The organism is Xanthobacter dioxanivorans, assembly GCF_016807805.1.
Classification (GTDB): Bacteria; Pseudomonadota; Alphaproteobacteria; order Rhizobiales; family Xanthobacteraceae; genus Xanthobacter; species Xanthobacter dioxanivorans.
Window position 1 is genome coordinate 4,372,837 of sequence record NZ_CP063362.1, and the last position, 17,789, is coordinate 4,390,625.

The following is a 17,789-nucleotide window of genomic DNA, read 5'->3' on the forward strand; positions in this document are numbered from 1 at the left end:
CATGTTCACCGGGATCGTCACCGACATGGGCGACATTGTCGCGGTCGAGGCGAAGGGGGAGGTGAAGACCCTCACCGTCGCGACCGACTATGAGGCCGCGGGCATCGATGTGGGGGCGTCCATCGCCCATGCCGGCGTCTGCCTGACGGTCACGTCGGTGTCGGCCGGCGGGCCGCGCGGCACGCTCTTCACCGTGGACGCGGCGCCGGAGACGCTGGCGATCACCACGGTGGGCAACTGGTCGCAAGGCCGCCGCATCAACCTGGAGCGCTCCCTGAAGATGGGGGACGAACTGGGTGGCCACATGGTGTCCGGCCATGTGGATGCAACCGCCCGCGTGGTATCCCGCGAGGACCTGGGGACCACCACCCGCTTCGTGTTCGAGGTGCCGGAGCGGCTTGCGCGCTTCGTCGCGGCCAAGGGCTCGGTGGCGCTCGACGGCACCTCGCTGACGGTGAACACGGTGGAGGGCAACACCTTCTCCTGCCTGCTCATTCCCCACACCCTGGCGGTCACCACCTGGGGGGGCGTCAAGGCGGGGGACGCGGTCAATTTCGAGGTGGACCTGATGGCCCGCTACGCCGCCCGGCTTGCGGAGTTCCCCCGGGCCTAGTACGCCTCGCGGCCAATTCCGGCGCCGGTCGCGGCGCCTCACATTTCGGGAGATGTTCCCATGGTCACGACGCGCAGGGAAAGCGCGGGCGCCAGCGACGCCTCGCTCGAAGGGGCCCGGGTGCTCATCGTTGAGGGCCGGTATTACGAGGCCCTCGCGGACGAACTGCTCGCCGGCGCCCGCAAGGCGCTGGAGGCGGCGGGGGTCGAGGTGGAGGTGATCACCGTCCCCGGCGCCCTGGAGATTCCGATCGCCATCGAGATCGCCCTGGAGGCCTCCGAGATCACCGGCATTGCGGTGGACGCGGCGGTGGGGCTGGGCGTGGTGATCCGCGGCGAGACCTTCCATTTCGACATCGTGGCGGGAGAATCCGCGCGGGGGATCATGGAAATCGGCATGGCCCACGCTCTGCCGGTGGGCAACGGCATCCTCACCGTGGACACCGAGGCCCAGGCCTGGGAGCGCGCGCGCGTCTCCGAGGGCAACAAGGGCGGCGGCGCGGCCGAGGCGGCGCTCAACCTGCTGCGCCTCAAACGCCGGCTCGAAGCATGAGGGACGCGAACGCTCCGGCAAAACCCATGAAGAAGAGCGCGGCCCGCCTCGGCGCGGTGCAGGCGCTCTACCAGATGGATCTCGCCCACACGCCCCTGAACGACGTGCTGGCTGAGTTCGAGAGCCACTGGCTCGGCCAGGAGGTGGAGGGCGTCGAGATGCCCGACGCCGACGTGCGGCTGTTCCGCAGCGTGGTGGAAGGCGTGCTCAACGAGCAGCGGCGGATCGATCCGCTGGTGGACGGCGCCCTGTCCAACGGCTGGCCGCTGAAGCGGGTGGAGGCGGTGCTGCGCGCGGTGCTGCGCGCCGGCGCCTATGAGCTTCTCTCCAAGCCGGACGTGCCCGCCCGCGTGGTCATCACCGAATATGTGAACGTGGCCGGGGCCTTCCTCGACCGGGACGAGACCGGCATGGTGAACGCCGTGCTCGACACGCTGGCCCGCGAGGCGCGGCCGTCCGAGTTTTCCGGGGGCTGACATGCAGAGCGGCGATTCGGGGGAAGACCGGTTCATCGCCCGCTTCTTCCGTCCCATCGCCGGCTCCGCCGCCGCTCTCGGCCTCATGGACGATGCGGCGCTGCTCGCGCCGCCGGACGGCTGCGACCTCGTCCTCACCAAGGACGCCGTGGTCGCGGGGGTGCATTTCTTCCCCGACGACCCGCCCGCCTCCATCGCCCGCAAGGCGCTCAGGGTGAACCTTTCCGACCTCGCGGCGAAGGGCGCGGCCCCCCTCGGGGCGCTGCTCGCCATCGCCTTGCCGAAGGGCACGCCCGACGCCTGGATGGAGGCCTTCGCCGCCGCCCTCGGCGCCGATGCGGCGGCCTTCGGCTGCCCGATTCTCGGGGGCGACACGGTTTCGACGCCGGGTCCGGTGACCATCTCCCTCACGGCGCTCGGCTCGGTTCCGAAGGGCGGCTTCGTGCCGCGCACGGGGGCAGGGCCCGGACAGGCGATCGTCGTGTCCGGCACCATCGGCGACGGGGCCCTCGGCCTGGTGCTGAGGCAGGATGCGGCGCGGCGCGCCTTTGCCGGCCTGGATCTCGAACAGCGCGGCCACCTGCTCGACCGCTATCTCCACCCGCAGCCGCGCCTTGCCCTCGCCCCTGTCGTGCGCGCCTACGCGACGGCCGCCATGGACGTGTCCGACGGCCTCGCCGGGGACGTGGCCAAGATGCTGCGGGTGTCCGGATGCGGCGGGCGCATCGAGGCGCGGCGGGTGCCCCTGTCGGCGGCCGCCGCGGCCGTGGTGGCGGCGGAGCCGGCCTTGCTGGCCACCGTGCTCGGCGGCGGGGATGACTACGAGATCGTCGCCTGCGTGCCCCATGCGCGGCTGCCGGCCTTCGCGGCGGATGCGGCCCGGGCCGGCGTGCCGGTGGCCCGCATCGGCGAGACGCGGGACGGGCAGGGGCTCGACGTGACCGATGCCGGCGGGCGGCCCCTGGATCTCGGCGCCGGCAGCTTCAGCCATTTCTGAAGCTGCATCGGCAGCGGGAAAAGCCCAGCCTCAGCTGGTCACCTCGTAGTTCGCCGTCGCCACCACCTCGCCGTCGCCGCCACGCTGGCCCACGATGGACCAGGTGCCCGGCGTCGCGGCGCGGAAGGCGACCCGAACCGTGGCCTTGGCGGGAACTGGCACGGTATCATGCCACCAAGGCTTCCAACCGTCGTCGAGCCCGTCCAGCAGCCGCACCGGATGGCCGGCAATGGCGACGGACACCGGCGCGTCGAGGCTGTTGACGAGGGTGAGCACCACGCTCCTGCCCGCCTTCACCTTGCCCAGGGCCGTGGCCTTGCCGGCCGGGCCGCCGCCGATGGCAAGCTCGACCCGCAAGGCATCCTTGAGCGGGATTTCCGCCGGCAGGCCGTTGCCCGGCAGCGGCGCGGGCGGGCCGGAGGGGGCGGTTCCCGCCGGCCCGACCGGGGTGATGACCGCGAGGCGAATGGGATCCTGCGTGGTCTCGATCTCGATGATGGTGGCGTCCGCGTCGTCGAGGGTGGCGGCCACATCCACCCGCCCCGATGGAGCGATGTTGACGCGTCCGTCCTTCACCTCGAACGGCTGGTCCACCGGCTGGCCGTCCACCGCGATGACATAGCTCGCGGGGCCGCGGATCTTCAGGCGCAGGAACAGGGGCGTCGCGTTCACCAGGCGCAGCCGGGTGCGCCCGCTCGCCGGTCCCTGCAAGGTGGGGGAGATGGCCCCGTTCACCGGAAAGATGGGCACCCCGCTCTCGGGCGGGAAGGACTGGATGAACAAAAGGTGTTCCGACGCATAGGCCGGGGGGCCGGCCTCCGCCACCACCAGCGCGCCCGACAACGCCCGGCGGGCAAGGGAAGGGGAGGTGGCATGGTACCAGAAGGTGCCGGCATCCTGCGGGGTGAAGCGGATGTCCCGAGTGTGGCCCGGCGCCACCGGCGCTCCGGCCAGGTCGTCGGCGCCCGGCAGGCGCACGCCCTGCCAGACCAGGGAGAAGCCTTCGTTCAAGCCATTGCTGACGGATACCGCCAGCTCGGTGCCCTTCTTCACCCGCAGGACGGGTCCCGGTAGGGCGTCGTTGAACAGGGCGATGCTGCCCTGCCCGGCGAGCTCCGGCCGGCTGCCCGGTGCCGCGGCGAGGGGCACCGGCGGCGCCAGGGGCAGCGTCGCAGGTGCGGGGGTCGGCTTCGGCGTCGCTGCCGGCGCCTGCGCGAGGGCGGGAAGCACCGCGCCCGCCGTGCTGGCGAAAGAGAGGGCTGCGGCCCCCTTGAGGAGGGTGCGACGGGAGGGAATCGGCGTGGTCACGCTACGTCTCCGGGCCAGGTCGCAGGACCATCCAACGTGGCCGAAAAAAGGGCAAGCGGCATTGCGTTTCACGGTGAAGAGCGCGGGGCGCGCGGCTCCGGCCCGGCCCGGCGGACGCATCGCGGGCGCCGGCGGGACAACGTGCGGCGCAGGCCCGTCCGCCTCGGGGGAGGGGCGCCGGGGACGCCCGCCCGCCGTTCCCGGGGCGCCGCCCGGCCGCCGTGCGGGGCGCCATTTTCTTGCTGCGCCCGCGCGGGAGCGTGATATAAGCCCCGACCCGACCGTGCGTGCCGCTGCGCGCGCGAGCGGCTGAGCCTCGATGGTGCGCGTCCTCGACGGAACGCGGCGACGGGTGCGCGTCGTTCGGCGCCGCCCGCGGCGCGGGGGTCCTGCGGGCGTGGCGGAACTGGTAGACGCGCGGGATTTAGGTTCCCGTGACGCAAGTCGTGGGGGTTCGAAACCCTCCGCCCGCACCACGTCGCCGGCTCATGCATCGCGGCTCGTGCATCGCGGCCCATATGTCGCGGTTCATGTTTCGCGGCTCATGTGTCGCGGCTCATGCGTCGTCGGCGCTGGGTGCCAGCAGCCTCGGGTCCCGGCAGGGACCCCGGGCGCGGCCGCCGGGCGCGAGGCGTCGGTTTTCCAGGGAATACCGCGTGATGCGGGACAGGATGTGAAGGCAAGACGATGCAGGTGACCGAGACCCAGGCCGATGGCCTCAAGCGCGCGTTCCGTGTGGTGGTGTCCGCCGCCGACCTCGACGCCAAGGCCGACGCCCGGCTGAACGAGCTCAAGGGCCAGGTGAAGCTGAACGGCTTCCGCCCCGGCAAGGTGCCGACCGCGCACCTGAAGCGCGTCTACGGCAAGTCCGTCTATTCCGAGGTGATCGAGCAGACGGTCAACGAGACCAACGGCAAGCTCGTTGAGGAGCACGGCTTCAAGCTCGCCCTCCAGCCGAAGGTGAAGCTCTCCGACGGCCAGCAGGGCGAGACCCTGCTCGATGGCGGCAAGGATCTCGCCTACGACGTGGAGCTGGAGATCCTGCCGAAGATCGAGCTCAGCAACTTCAAGGACATCGCCATCGAGAAGCTGGTGGTGGACGTGAGCGACGCCGAGGTGGACGAGACCATCCAGCGCATCGCCGACTCCAACCGGCCGTTCGCCACCAAGGAGGGCGCCGCCGAGACCGGCGACCGCGTCACCATCGACTTCACCGGCTATGTGGACGGCGAGAAGTTCCCCGGCGGCGAGGGCGAGAACATCGACGTCCTCCTCGGCTCCAAGGGCTTCATCCCGGGCTTCGAGGAGCAGCTGGTCGGCGCGGTGGCCGGCGAGAGCCGCACCCTCCAGGTCACCTTCCCCGAGACCTATGCCGCCAAGGAACTCGCCGGCAAGGCCGCCACCTTCGAGGTGACGGTGAAGTCGGTGGACGCGGCCGGCCCCATCGCCATCGACGACGAGTTCGCCAAGACCCTCGGCCAGGAGAGCCTGGACAAGCTCAAGGAGACGGTGCGCGGGCGCATCACCCAGGAGCATGCCGGCGCCGCCCGCCAGAAGGTGAAGCGCGCCCTCCTCGACGCCCTCGACGCCGCGCACCGGTTCGACGTGCCGGAAGGCCTCGTGGAACAGGAGTTCGCCGGCGTGTGGGGCCGGGTGCAGGAAGACCTCGCCGGCCAGAACCGCACCTTCGCCGACGAGGGCACCACCGAAGAGGAAGCCCGCCAGGATTACCGCCGCATCGCCGAACGCCGCGTGCGCCTCGGCCTGGTGCTTGCGGAAATCGGTGAGCGCAACAATATCCAGGTTTCCGACGACGAGGTGACCCGCGCGGTGGTGGAACGGGCCCGCCAGTTCCCCGGCCAGGAGCAGCAGGTGTGGGACTATTACCGCCGCACCCCCGAAGCGCTGGCCTCCGTGCGTGCACCCCTGTTCGAGGAGAAGGTCGTTGATTTCCTTCTGGAGCTCGCCAACGTGACCGAGAAGACGGTCACCAAGGAAGAGCTCTACAAGGAAGAGGACGACGAGAAGGCCGCCTGAGGGGCGGAGTTCGTTCCGATGGGATGGTCATCCGATCGGGGAGACGGTCTCTTTTCCTGAGGTCGGAGACGGCACTTGCGCCCCGCGCGATGCGGGGGGCCGGGGCCGGCTCGGAGGCCGCTCCCGTCCTGCGACGAAATTGCGCGGCCCGCCCGCCCGGCGTGCCGCCGCCCCGCGCCCTGAGGACTGACGATGCGTGATCCTGTCGATACTTATATGAATTACCTCATCCCCATGGTGGTCGAGCAGACCAACCGTGGCGAGCGGTCCTACGACATCTTTTCCCGTCTCCTGAAGGAGCGCATCCTCTTCCTCACCGGCCCGGTCGAGGACGGCATGGCGACGCTTGCCGTGGCGCAGCTCCTGTTCCTGGAGGCGGACAATCCGAAGAAGGAGATCTCGATGTACATCAACTCCCCCGGGGGAGTGGTGACGTCGGGCCTCGCCATCTACGACACCATGCAGTTCATCAAGCCTGCGGTGTCCACGCTCTGCATCGGCCAGGCGGCCTCCATGGGCTCGCTGCTGCTGACCGCGGGCGAGAAGGGCATGCGCTTCGCGCTGCCGAACGCGCGAATCATGGTCCATCAGCCGTCCGGCGGCTTCTCGGGCCAGGTGACGGACATCATGCTGCACGCGCAGGAGATCCTGAACCTGAAGAAGCGCCTGAATGAAATCTATGTGAAGCACACCGGGCAGCCGCTGAAGGCCATCGAGGACGCGCTGGAACGCGACAACTTCCTTACCTCGGACGCCGCCAAGGACTTCGGGTTGATCGATTCCGTGATCGACAAGCGCCCGACCGACGAGACCGCAAAGGCGGCCTGATCCGGCGCAGCCCGGGGGGTGTTCTCGAAATTCCCCCCCTTGCGTGCGGTGCAAGATCGCGCTTGCATGTCATTAAGCCGGCATCGGATGCCGCGTAGTCGGCCCCTGCCTCGAAAAGGCGGGGGCCGTTGCGTTCCGGGGTCTTCACCTTTCGGCAGGACCCTCGGCTCAGGATGGGGCGGACGACGCGATGAAGGCGCGCGTGATCGGCCGGATGTTTATTTTTCCGGCAATTCGCCATTTGGGGAATGTCGCTTCCCTGCCTTGATCGTGTCGCCTCGGGGTGATTGGCTCTTGCGAACCAATCACCGTTTCGGGATTGGCGAGCTTTTTGCTTCGTCCAATCCCCATATGTGATCCTAGCGAAACGGACACATAGCGTGTCCGGGTCGGTAGATCGTAGGAGACGAAGATGAGCAAGACCGGCGGCAGCGACAGCAAGAACACGCTTTATTGCTCGTTCTGCGGCAAAAGCCAGCATGAGGTCAGGAAGCTCATCGCCGGACCGACCGTGTTCATCTGCGACGAGTGCGTCGAGTTGTGCATGGACATCATCCGGGAAGAGTCCAAGTCCTCTCTGGTGAAGTCGCGGGATGGCATCCCGACCCCGAAGGAGATCCGCAAGGTCCTCGATGATTATGTCATCGGGCAGGACCACGCGAAGAAGGTCCTCTCGGTGGCGGTGCACAATCACTACAAGCGCCTCAACCACGCCTCCAAGCACGGGGACGTGGAGCTCGCCAAGTCCAACATCCTGCTGATCGGGCCCACCGGCTCCGGCAAGACGCTGCTGGCGCAGACCCTGGCGCGCATCCTCGACGTGCCCTTCACCATGGCCGACGCCACCACGCTGACCGAAGCCGGCTACGTGGGCGAGGACGTGGAGAACATCATCCTCAAGCTGCTCCAGGCCGCCGACTACAACGTCGAGCGGGCGCAGCGCGGCATCGTCTACATCGACGAGATCGACAAGATCAGTCGCAAATCCGACAATCCCTCCATCACCCGCGACGTGTCGGGCGAGGGCGTGCAGCAGGCGCTGCTGAAGATCATGGAAGGCACGGTGGCCTCCGTTCCCCCCCAGGGCGGGCGCAAGCATCCCCAGCAGGAGTTCCTGCAGGTGGACACCACCAACATCCTGTTCATCTGCGGCGGCGCCTTCGCCGGCCTCGACAAGATCATCTCGTCGCGCTCGAAGGGCTCCACCTCCATCGGCTTCCAGGCCAAGGTGGCCCCGCCCGAGGATCGTCGCCCGGGCGAGCTGTTCCGCGAGGTGGAGCCCGAGGATCTGCTGAAGTACGGCCTCATCCCCGAGTTCATCGGCCGCCTGCCCGTGCTGGCGACGCTGGGTGACCTCGACGAGGAGGCGCTGAAGAAGATCCTCTCCGAGCCGAAGAACGCGCTGGTGAAGCAGTACCAGCGGCTGTTCGAGATGGAGAGCGTCGACCTCACCATCCACGAGGAAGCCCTCGGCGCCATCGCCCGCAAGGCGATCGAGCGCAAGACCGGCGCCCGCGGGCTTCGTTCCATCATGGAGGGCATCCTGCTCGACACCATGTTCGACCTCCCCGGTCTCGAAGGGGTGGAAGAGGTGGTGATCAGCCGGGAGGTCGTCGAGCAGAATGCGCGTCCGCTCTATATTTACGCGGATCGCGTCGGCGACGCCGGCGCCAGTGCGTAGTGGCCTGGACCCCATGCCTCTCCCCCGACCTTGCGGCGAGGGGGGAGGCTGGGGCTCGGGTCGGGTTCGGGTCCCGGGCCGTGGCACGGCCGGGGGCGGGAAACGGGGGATGACGGTCGCCGCCGCGGCAGCGATCCGCCCTCTCCCCACAGACGTAAACGGGTCGCCCTTGAAACGGGCAGGTTGCGTGTCCATCTACTTTTCGAATGTTCCGGTCTCGGGGGTCGGACCTCGTGCCTCCTGCGGCATCCGCCGCTTCAGCATTGAAATTCCACACCCGTCTCCGGCCGCGTGCACGCGCGGCAGCGTCCAATTGCGTCCTGTTCCGGCGCGTGCACTTCTTGAAAGGATTGCGTCATGACGAGCCAGAAGCCGCGCCCACCGCTCGTTGCCGGAGTGGCCCAGACCTTCCCGGTTCTCCCGCTCCGCGACATCGTGGTGTTTCCCCACATGATCGTTCCCCTCTTCGTCGGCCGCGAGAAGTCCATTCGCGCCCTCGAGGAGGTGATGCGCGGCGACACCTACATCCTGCTGGCCACGCAGGAGAATGCATCGGATGACGATCCCGCCGCCGAGGCCATTTTCTCGGTGGGCACGCTCGCCACCGTGCTCCAGCTGCTGAAGCTGCCCGACGGCACCGTGAAGGTGCTGGTGGAAGGCGTCAGCCGCGCGCAGGTGACCCGGTACACGGATCGCACCGACCTCTATGAGGCCGAGGCCATCACGCTGAACGACGAGACCGGTGACCTGGTGGAAGCCGAGGCGCTCGGCCGCTCTGTGGTCACCGAGTTCGAGAATTATGTGAAGCTCAACAAGAAGGTGTCGCCCGAGGTCGTGGGCGTCGTCGGCCAGATCGACGACCACTCCAAGCTCGCCGACACCATCGCCTCGCACCTCGCCGTGAAGATCCCGGAGAAGCAGGCGGTGCTGGAGACCCTCAAGGTTTCCGATCGTCTCGAAAAGGTCCTGGGCCTTATGGAGAGCGAGATCTCCGTGCTCCAGGTGGAAAAGCGCATCCGGACCCGCGTCAAGCGGCAGATGGAGAAGACCCAGCGCGAGTACTACCTCAACGAGCAGATGAAGGCGATCCAGAAGGAGCTCGGCGACGAGGACGGCAAGGACGACCTGCAGGAGCTGGAAGACCGCATCAAGCGCACCAAGCTCACCAAGGAAGCCCGCGAGAAGGCGACGCACGAGCTGAAGAAGCTCCGGCAGATGTCGCCCATGTCGGCGGAAGCCACCGTGGTGCGCAATTATCTTGACTGGCTGCTCTCCATTCCGTGGGGGGTGAAGAGCAAGGTCAAGAAGGACCTCAACTACGCGCAGGAGATCCTCGACAGCGACCACCACGGCCTGGACAAGGTCAAGGAGCGCATCGTCGAGTACCTCGCCGTGCAGAGCCGCGCCAACAAGCTGACCGGCCCGATCCTGTGCCTCGTCGGCCCCCCCGGCGTCGGCAAGACCTCGCTGGGCAAGTCCATCGCCAAGGCGACGGGGCGCGAGTTCGTGCGCGTGGCCCTCGGCGGCGTGCGCGACGAAGCGGAGATCCGTGGCCACCGGCGGACCTATATCGGCTCCATGCCGGGCAAGGTCATCCAGTCCATGCGCAAGGCCAAGAAGTCGAACCCGCTCTTCCTCCTGGACGAGATCGACAAGATGGGCGCCGATTTCCGCGGTGATCCGTCCTCGGCCCTGCTGGAGGTGCTGGACCCCGAGCAGAACCACACCTTCAACGATCACTACCTGGAGGTGGACTACGACCTGTCGAACGTCATGTTCGTGACCACGGCGAACACGCTGAACATCCCGCCGGCCCTTCTGGACCGCATGGAGGTGATCCGCATCGCCGGCTACACGGAAGACGAGAAGGTGGAGATCGCGCGCAAGCACCTGATCCCCAACTCGATCCAGAAGCACGGCCTGACCGCCAAGGAATGGACCATCGACAACGAGGCGCTGCTCACCCTCATCCGCCGCTACACGCGGGAAGCGGGCGTGCGCAATCTCGAGCGTGAGATCTCCACCCTCGCCCGCAAGGCGGTGAAGGAGCTCATGATCGCGAAGAAGAAGTCGGTGAAGGTGACGCCGAAGAACCTCGAGGAGTTCCTCGGCGTGCCCCGCTATCGCTACGGCGAGGTGGAGAGCGAGGATCAGGTGGGTGTCGTCACCGGCCTCGCCTGGACCGAGGTGGGCGGCGAATTGCTCACCATCGAGGGCCTGATGATGCCCGGCAAGGGCAAGATGACGGTCACCGGCAACCTGCGCGACGTGATGAAGGAGAGCATCTCGGCGGCGGCGTCCTACGTCCGCTCGCGGGCGGTGGACTTCGGCATCGAGCCGCCGCTGTTCGAGCGCCGCGACATCCACGTGCACGTTCCCGAGGGGGCGACCCCGAAGGACGGCCCGTCCGCGGGTGTCGCCATGGCTACCGCCATCGTCTCGGTGATGACGGGCATCGCGGTTCGCCGCGACCTGGCCATGACCGGCGAGATCACCCTGCGCGGCCGCGTGCTGCCCATCGGTGGCCTCAAGGAGAAGCTGCTGGCGGCCCTGCGCGGCGGCATCAAGAAGGTGCTCATCCCCGAGGAGAACGCCAAGGATCTGGCGGACATCCCGGCCAACGTGAAGAACGCGCTGGAGATCGTTCCGGTCTCCCGCATGGACGAGGTGCTCGCCAACGCCCTCGTCCGCCCGCCGGTGCCGATCACCTGGGAAGAGCGCCCGGTGAATGCTCCGGTGGCGGGCGAAGAGACCCCGGGCGTGGTGGCGCACTGAGCCTGAAGGGCCGGGTTGCCTGCAACCCGGCCCGGTTCAAGGATTTTCCTCGAACATTTGGAGGGCGTGTTGCCGTTTCTCCCCGCTTGGCGGGGGGAGCGGTGCACGCCCTTCGTCTTTTCAATGGCTTAGCGGGCGAAGCGAGGCCTTGGGGAGCCGCGCGGCAGGCGGTTCCCTTCGCAGGCGCACAGCGAGAAATCGTGCATTGGCGCGGGTTTGAGGCGGATCACGCTTGCAAAAGCCATATTTTCCGTGATGCTCGCGCCGTTCGTCGGGGCTTGTCCCTGCACGATTCGCGTTCTGACAACGGAAGGAAAGGTCAGATGACCACCAAGAACGAACTGATCGCCGCGGTGGCCGAAGAGGCGAAGCTGACGAAGACGGCTGCAGCCGCGGCCGTCGACGCCACCTTTGACATCATCGCCAAGGCGCTCAAAGAGGGCGAGGAAGTCAAGCTGATCGGCTTCGGCAGCTTCTCCGTGGTGACGCGCGCTGCCCGTGAAGGCCGCAACCCGCGCACCGGCAAGCCGGTGAAGATCAAGGCCTCCAAGGCTCCCAAGTTCACCCCCGGCAAGGGTCTGAAGGAAGCCGTCAACGGCTGATCGACCTTCAGGTCGCTTCGCGGACGCTCACGCCCTGCGCTCAGCCGCGGGCGGAGCGTCCCGGAGCAAAGGAGTGAAGCCGGTCCCGGTGAGCATCGGGACGGCGCCTGGAGCTCACGCCGCGGCCAGCATGGCGGGGGTGTCACCGGCGCATCAAGGCTGCAGGGGCGCTTCACAGCCTCGCCCCGCTTCCACTTTCAAATCGCGACTTGCGGTTCCCTGAGACGCGGCGGCGGTTGCTGTTGCGTCCTTTCGTCCACGGCTGGATTCCGGGGGCGCGCGCTCATCCCCGGACGAATTCCGACGATGCGCCGCAGTCCGGCGCCGGGGCACCCTTGCGGTGGGCGGCGGCGGAGACTATAGCGCCTGCGCACCAGCGGCGCGGGCGGTTAGCTCAGTTGGTAGAGCATCTCGTTTACACCGAGAGGGTCGGCGGTTCGAGCCCGTCACCGCCCACCACGACCATCCATCTTCTTCTCGTCCTGATCCGGGCCATCCGCTTCCCCCGTCATCCGGGCGGCGGTTGCGCACGCTCGCCGGTGCCGGCCCCGGCTGCGAGCCATCGGCGCGCCGGACCGGCGGAGCGGGGCCGGCGGACCTGGCCGGGGCTGGCATGACACGACACTGCCACGACATGGGTCGGACACCAGGCGACGCGGGCGGTGTCGGGCCGGTGTCGGGTGTCGCCGCGATTCCCGGGGCGCCCGCCATGTCCAAGCTGAAAGCCCGGCCGGCGGCGCAGGTCATGAATGCGGTTTCCGGGGCCGCGGGCGTCCGCCCGGCCGTCCGCGAAATGTGTGCCGGCAAGGCTTTGGCCGCATCTGTGGACAAATCCCCCCGAAATCGGATCCGTCTTGCTTGACTTGGGCCAAGGGCTGCCGTACCACGCCGCTCTCCTCGGCGACACGGTTCGGTCCGGCGCCGGTTCGGGGGTGTAGCTCAGTTGGTTAGAGCGCCGGCCTGTCACGCCGGAGGTCGCGGGTTCGAGCCCCGTCACTCCCGCCATTCATGGTGCTGAAATCCCTCATCATTTCGTTGGCGGCCCTCGCGTTGCGCGATCGCTGGCTCCGTCCGCAAGGCGCAGCGCCCGCACCCCGTGATGCAGGTCGAGCGCGTGCTCGCCGATGCGCGTTTCGTTCGTCCGGGCTCCTGCGAAACCGCGATTGGGCGGCAATCGCATGCTTGCGGCCGCTTCACCCTTGCCAAGCTCGCGTGGCCTGGAGGAATGTGCGTCGGCCATCAAGGATCGCGATCGCGATGCCGCCCTATGTGTCTTCCCTGCCCATGCCCCTTCCTGCCCTCCGCCTCGTTCCGCTTGTCTGCGCAGCCCTGATGCTTGCCGCGCCCCATGGCGCAGCTGCCTGTCCCGATGACGAGCGGCCCTCGCCCTCGCTGGTGATGGAGCAGGGAGCCCGGGCGCTGCGCGGCGGCGAGCCCCTGCGCATCCTCGCCATCGGCTCGTCCACCACGGCCGGGGTCGGGGCATCGAGCGCGCAGACCAACTTTCCGAGCCTGATCGCACGCCGTCTCACGGAGGAGTGGGGCGAGGGCAAGGTGGAGGTGACCAATGCCGGCGTGTCCGGCGAGAGCGCGCCGTCCACCGTGGGCCGGCTGGAGGCTTTTCTCTCGCACCCGCCGGTCCCGCATCTGGTGATCTGGCAGGTCGGCACCAACGACGTGATCTTCGGCGGAGATCCCGCCCGCCTGGCCCAACTGGTGGCGCGGGGGCTGGATGCCATCGCGGCGTCGGGATCGGCGGCGCTGGTGATCGACCAGCAGTTTTTTCCGGCGATCTCCGACCTCGCCCGATACGAGGCCTTCGTGGCAGCCGTGGACTCGGCCACGTCGGCCCGCGGCGTGCCGCTCCTGCGCCGCTACCGGATGATGAAGCAATGGGCGGCGCAGGATCCAACGGGCTTTCGCGCCGCGCTCTCCTGGGACCGTTTCCATCTCAGCGATGCCGGCTATGCCTGCCTCGCCGACCTCATCACGCCCGCCATCCTCGCCGGCGTGCTGGTGAAGGAAAAGCCGGCTCCGGCGCCGACGGCGAAGCCGGGCAGCGCCCGGCCGAAGGATCAGGAGGCGATCCCGGCCGGACGCTGAGCCGTCAGGCTGCGGCCGGGCCGTGAAGGTCCAGCCACTGGCGGGCGGCGGACATGTCGGCGGGGGTCAGCCCGTGGCCGGCGGGAAGCACGCGGTGCTCCACCCGTGCGCCCCGCGCGGCGAGCTGATCGGCGAGCCGCGCCGCATTCTCGCGCGGCACGATGGGGTCCATGGCCCCGGACAGCATCAGCACCGGCGTACCGGGCAGGACCGTCTCCGGCGGCGAGGCGAGGGGCACCATCGACCGCAGCAGCACGGCGCCGGCCAGGATTTCCGGCCGCAGCATGAGCACGGCGGCGGCGATGTTGGCGCCGTTGGAGAAGCCCACGGCCACCGGCGCGGGCAGGCCATAGGCGGCACGGGCTTCGGCGACGAAGTCGGCGAGCTCGTGGGCGCGGCGCACCACATCCTGCTCGTCGAAGACGCCTTCGGCCAGGCGGCGGAAGAAGCGCGGCATTCCCGCCTCGCTCACCCGGCCGCGGGGCGACAGCAACGCGGCGCCGGGCGCCAACATGCGGCCGAGGGGGAGCAGGTCGTTCTCGTCGCCGCCGGTGCCGTGCAGCAGCAGCAGCGGCGGCAGGCCGGTGGCCGATGCGGGAACGAAGCGGTGCGTGAAGGCGAGGGCAGGGGCGCCGGTATCGATAGGGGCGGCGATTCGGGACATGGGCATGGCTGTCTCCTCGATCCGGCCACGGGCCGGCAATCGGGAATGGCCCGGCCGCACGGTGTGGCCGGGCTGGGATTCGGTCAGGCGACGGCGGGCAGAACCGCCTCGATCTCGGCGCGATGCGCCTCGTATTGCGCCGGCAGCTTGAGGGCCGCGCCGAGGCTTTCGGGCGCCTCGTCCACGGCGAAGCCGGGATCGTCGGTGGCGATCTCGAACAGGACGCCGCCGGGCTCGCGGAAATAGACCGAGCGGAAGTAGGTGCGGTCCCGCTGGCCGGTGACGTGGAGGCCATGCTGCGTCGCCACCCGTTCGGCCATGGCGGCCTGCGTGGCGTCGTCCGCCGCCCGGAAGGCGATGTGGTGCACGCTGCCGCGTCCCTGCCGCCCGGAGAGGAAGTCTCCGGCCTCGCGGATGTCCACAATGCCGCCGATGGCGTCCCCCGGAGCCGCGTAGCGGATGCGGGTGCCCTCGCGGCCGACCTCGGCAAAGCCGAAGACGTCGGTGAGGAGCGCCGCGGTGGCCCCCGCCTCCTTCAGCAGCAGGGTGACGGAATGCAGGCCGCGGATGGCGTGCTCCGCAGGCACCTCGCCGCCGTCCCAGGCGGCCTCGGCCTCGATGCCCGGAACGCCGACAAGGGCGAGGCGCATGCCGTCCGGATCCTTGAAGCCGATGACGGTGGCGCCGAAGCGCTTCTCCGGCAGGTCGGGGGCGAGGCCGAGGGAGAGGAGCCGCGTGCTCCAGAAGCCGACGGAGGCCTCCGGAATGCGGAACGCGGTCTCCTGCGCCTCGCCCACCCCGGCGCGGCCCTGCCCGGCATGCTCCCACGGGAAGAAGGTGAGGATGCTGCCGGGCTGACCGGCGGCATCACCGAAATAAAAGTGATAGGTGCCCGGATCGTCGAAATTCACCGTCTTCTTCACCAGCCGCAGCCCGAGAGCGCGGGTGTAGAAGTCGAGATTGCGCGCGGCCGGGCCGGCGATGGCGGTGACGTGGTGAAGGCCGTTGCTGTGCATGGCGCTGATCTCCTGGCCAGATCGTCGTGATCCGGCGTTGGAGCTAATCTACGCAATGAAATTAGAATTTAAATGCCGCTCTCATTGCGTTTATGCAAGCGACGTCTGCGTTCGTCGATCGTCGGTGATCGGCCCAGGCGGGGCGGTGCAGCGGACGTTGGTCGCATCTGGCGGGCGTGTTAGGAACCAAGGGCCCCCCGGTGGCAGATCCTCTTCCCGCTGGGCGGGCTGGGGAGGTCTCAATGACAAAATTCGCACGGAACGCGGCCCGCCTTGCCACGCTCGGCGTCCTTGCCGGCTTCGGCCTGCTTGCCACCGGCGGCGCTGGCCATGCGGTGGTCTACTGCAAGACCGTGGGCTATCCGAAGGGGTGCGTGGCGCGCGCGGGGCCGTGGTCGTGCGGCCGGCTCCGCGCGCCGTCGTGGTTTCGCCGCGTCGTGTCGTCTACTGCACCCGCGTCGGCTATCCCGTCGGCTGCGTGGTGCGTTGACCGCACATTTGCACGGAATTGCGCGTGACGTCGGTGCAGGCGGTTGCCCGTCGCCTGCACCGGGCCGTCGGTACTATGGTCACGCACGCGGTGCGTGTGTGTGGCATAAATGCACTTGCCTTTAGGAAACGTTGAGCATTTTCCATCTTTGTCGGGGTCCGCGAATCCCTTTTCCGATGGCGAGGTGTTAATGAGCGCTTAAGGCAAGGGGCGGGGCCTTGCCAGCAATCGCCGGAAGATCGGGCATGCTGGTGAAGCAAAACATTCATTTTGTTGCGGAATCCAATGCGCGGCCAAGGCCGCGCAAGGGCGCGCGGGCGGTTGCGTTCGCGGCGCTGCTGGCGGGGTGCGCCTCGTCGGCGGCCTTTGCCCAGCAGAAGACCGCGGCGGCCGACGCGGATCTGGAATTCAACACCCTTTTCCATCAGTCGATGCAGCGGCCGGCGGACGTGGAGCTTGCGTTCCGGCTGGCGCGCCGGGCGGTCGAGGTGGGGGATTACGAAGCCGCCATCGGCGTCTACGAGCGCATCCTCTTCTACAATCCGCGGCTGGTGCGGGTGAAGCTGGAGCTGGGGCGGCTCTATTACCGCCTTGGCGCCTATGAATCCGCCCGCTCCTATTTCCAGCCCATCGCCCAGTCGACGGAGCTGAGCGCGTCCGAACTGGACAATGTCGCGGCGTATCTGGTGGAGATCGACCGCCGGCTGCAAACCAGCCAGTGGAGCTTTTACGGCCAAGCGGGCGTGCGGTATCAGTCAAACGCCAATTACGGGCCGTCCAGCACCCTCATCCTCGGCGGCAGCGTGCCGGCGCTGCTGCCGCCGAGCTATGCCGCGCAGGCGGACGGCAACGCCTTCGCCCTGGCCACCATCCGCCACGTCTACGATTTCGGGAACCAGCGCGGCGACGTCTGGGAAAGCAACCTCAACCTCTATTATTCGCAGCAGTTCCAGCTCGATCAGCTCAACCTGGGCTTCGCCGAGTTCAATACCGGCCCGCGCTTCGCGCTGCTGCCGGACGAGCTGCCGGGCTCATCCGTCCGCGCCTACGTGATCGCCGGCGGCATCGCGCTGGGCGGCGCGGGCTATCTCGGCACCTATGGCGCGGGCGTCTCGCTCTATGCGCCGTTCAGCCTCTGGTTCGGCCTGGAGCCGTTCCTCGAAGTGCGCCAGCGCGACTACCAGAACACGGCGGACTATCCCACCGCCGGCTTCCAGAGTGGCAGCATGTGGACGCTCGGCGCCAACATGTTCGGCCGCATCAGCGACACCGTCGGCTGGCGCGCCCGCTTTTCCTACAATGACGCGAGCGGCGATCTGCCCTGGTTCTCCTACAACAACTTCTCGGTGGATGTGGCTGTCCCCATCGAGTTCCAGGGGCTCTGGGGCGTCCGCCGCTGGATCGCCATCCCGAGCGTCGGCTATTCGCGCTACAGCTACGATGCGCCGAACCCCTTCATCACAAACTTGGTCACGCAGGTGGACAACCAGTATCGGGTCGGCCTCGCCCTCGACGTGCCGATCCACGAGCAATGGGGCCTGCTGACGCAGATCCAGTACAGCTGGTCGGAATCGAGCTTGCCGAACTACGCGTTCGACAATTTCAGCATTTCCGTCGGCCCGAACGTGCGGTTCTGAGGAGGGACGC

Annotated in this window: 15 protein-coding genes and 3 tRNA genes; 15 read left to right on the forward strand and 3 right to left on the reverse strand. The window is 68.3% G+C overall.

The genetic code is table 11. The features are described 5' to 3' along the window. Position 1 precedes the first annotated feature (1 nt). From EZH22_RS20380 to thiL, 4 genes are read left to right on the forward strand one after another with little or no spacing between them, the layout of a single operon-like run. The gene (locus EZH22_RS20380; protein ID WP_203192283.1) at positions 2–613 is read left to right on the forward strand and encodes a riboflavin synthase; all 612 of its coding nucleotides are present in this window, start codon (positions 2–4) and stop codon (positions 611–613) included. Positions 614–673: 60 nt separating this feature from the next. After that, positions 674–1,165, forward strand: a complete 492-nt coding sequence (gene ribH, locus EZH22_RS20385; RefSeq protein WP_203192284.1) for a 6,7-dimethyl-8-ribityllumazine synthase — start codon at positions 674–676, stop codon at positions 1,163–1,165. Positions 1,166–1,191: 26 nt separating this feature from the next. After that, entirely contained in the window at positions 1,192–1,641 is a 450-nt protein-coding gene (gene nusB / locus EZH22_RS20390; RefSeq protein WP_231711071.1) for a transcription antitermination factor NusB, read from the forward strand. 1 nt (position 1,642) lies between these two features. Continuing rightward, complete coding sequence (gene thiL / locus EZH22_RS20395) at positions 1,643–2,638, forward strand: thiamine-phosphate kinase (RefSeq protein ID WP_203192286.1); 996 nt, start codon at positions 1,643–1,645, stop codon at positions 2,636–2,638. 30 nt (positions 2,639–2,668) lie between these two features. Here the strand turns inward: thiL and EZH22_RS20400 are convergent, their stop codons facing one another. Beyond that, a complete protein-coding gene (locus EZH22_RS20400; protein WP_203192287.1) occupies positions 2,669–3,946 on the reverse strand; it encodes a multicopper oxidase family protein in 1,278 nt (425 codons plus the stop codon). Positions 3,947–4,337: 391 nt separating this feature from the next. On the opposite strand from EZH22_RS20400, the gene EZH22_RS20405 reads away from it, so the two are divergent. From EZH22_RS20405 to EZH22_RS20445, 9 genes are all read left to right on the forward strand, one after another. Further along, a tRNA-Leu gene (locus EZH22_RS20405) sits at positions 4,338–4,422 on the forward strand. 211 nt (positions 4,423–4,633) lie between these two features. Next, entirely contained in the window at positions 4,634–5,983 is a 1,350-nt protein-coding gene (tig, locus tag EZH22_RS20410; RefSeq protein ID WP_203192288.1) for a trigger factor, read from the forward strand. A gap of 192 nt (positions 5,984–6,175) precedes the next feature. Further along, positions 6,176–6,811 (forward strand): ATP-dependent Clp protease proteolytic subunit, encoded by a 636-nt coding sequence (locus EZH22_RS20415; RefSeq protein ID WP_203192289.1) that lies wholly within the window; start codon positions 6,176–6,178, stop codon positions 6,809–6,811. A gap of 412 nt (positions 6,812–7,223) precedes the next feature. Next, entirely contained in the window at positions 7,224–8,492 is a 1,269-nt protein-coding gene (clpX, locus tag EZH22_RS20420; RefSeq protein ID WP_203192290.1) for an ATP-dependent Clp protease ATP-binding subunit ClpX, read from the forward strand. Positions 8,493–8,849: 357 nt separating this feature from the next. Next, entirely contained in the window at positions 8,850–11,267 is a 2,418-nt protein-coding gene (gene lon / locus EZH22_RS20425; protein ID WP_203192291.1) for an endopeptidase La, read from the forward strand. Between the two features lie 323 nt (positions 11,268–11,590). Then, positions 11,591–11,869, forward strand: a complete 279-nt coding sequence (locus EZH22_RS20430; protein ID WP_203192292.1) for an HU family DNA-binding protein — start codon at positions 11,591–11,593, stop codon at positions 11,867–11,869. Positions 11,870–12,252: 383 nt separating this feature from the next. Then, positions 12,253–12,328, forward strand: a tRNA-Val gene (locus EZH22_RS20435). Positions 12,329–12,797: 469 nt separating this feature from the next. Continuing rightward, positions 12,798–12,874, forward strand: a tRNA-Asp gene (locus EZH22_RS20440). Positions 12,875–13,126: 252 nt separating this feature from the next. Beyond that, positions 13,127–13,972, forward strand: coding sequence for an SGNH/GDSL hydrolase family protein (locus EZH22_RS20445; protein ID WP_203192293.1), 846 nt, complete (start codon positions 13,127–13,129; stop codon positions 13,970–13,972). Positions 13,973–13,976: 4 nt separating this feature from the next. Here the strand turns inward: EZH22_RS20445 and EZH22_RS20450 are convergent, their stop codons facing one another. Together EZH22_RS20450 and EZH22_RS20455 are read right to left on the reverse strand one after the other, a co-directional pair. After that, positions 13,977–14,642, reverse strand: coding sequence for an alpha/beta hydrolase (locus tag EZH22_RS20450; RefSeq protein ID WP_408647618.1), 666 nt, complete (start codon positions 14,640–14,642; stop codon positions 13,977–13,979). A gap of 77 nt (positions 14,643–14,719) precedes the next feature. Then, entirely contained in the window at positions 14,720–15,652 is a 933-nt protein-coding gene (locus EZH22_RS20455) for a ring-cleaving dioxygenase (protein ID WP_203192294.1), read from the reverse strand. A 242-nt stretch (positions 15,653–15,894) separates the two neighbouring features. Here EZH22_RS20455 and EZH22_RS20460 point away from each other — a divergent pair, with 242 nt between their 5' ends. Further along, positions 15,895–16,170: a hypothetical protein gene (locus EZH22_RS20460; RefSeq protein ID WP_203196838.1), complete on the forward strand. Its 276-nt coding sequence runs from the start codon at positions 15,895–15,897 to the stop codon at positions 16,168–16,170. A 217-nt stretch (positions 16,171–16,387) separates the two neighbouring features. Next, positions 16,388–17,779: a tetratricopeptide repeat protein gene (locus EZH22_RS20465; protein ID WP_203192295.1), complete on the forward strand. Its 1,392-nt coding sequence runs from the start codon at positions 16,388–16,390 to the stop codon at positions 17,777–17,779. Positions 17,780–17,789: the final 10 nt, after the last annotated feature.